Origin of the sequence: Pseudomonas sp. AU12215 (assembly GCF_001675465.2) — a bacterium.
GTDB lineage: Bacteria > Pseudomonadota > Gammaproteobacteria > Pseudomonadales > Pseudomonadaceae > Pseudomonas > Pseudomonas nitroreducens.
Window position 1 is genome coordinate 1 of the sequence record NZ_MACM02000099.1, and the last position, 388, is coordinate 388.

Here is a 388-nt window from a genome sequence, read left to right on the forward strand (position 1 = left end):
GATCACCAATGGTGGCACCACCGACGATGACACGCCGACCCTGAACGGTACGATCTCGTCCGCGCTGAGCGGTACCGAGCAAGTGCACGTGTTCCGCACCGAGAATGGCGTAGTCAAGGACATTGGTGTGGCCAAGGTTGAGCTCAAGGGCGGCGTATGGACCTGGACCTACACGGATGCCGGACTGGCCAACCACTCGACCTACAGCTACTACGCCCAGGTGGTCGATGCGGCGGGCAACAGCAGCGCCCAGTCCAACAACCTCAGCTTCACGCTGAATACCGATAAGGTGCCGCAAGCTATCCAGATCCTCTCGATCGAAGACGCTGTGTTGCCGGTGGTGGGCAAGGTAGACAATGGTGGCTACACCAACGACACCCACCCGACG

General features: G+C 60.3%; 1 protein-coding gene. It reads left to right on the top strand.

Translation table 11 applies throughout. The annotated features are described in order from the left end of the window. Nucleotides 1-388 (top strand): Ig-like domain-containing protein (locus A9513_RS36050; protein ID WP_176707242.1); only part of this gene is annotated, 388 nt, incomplete at both ends.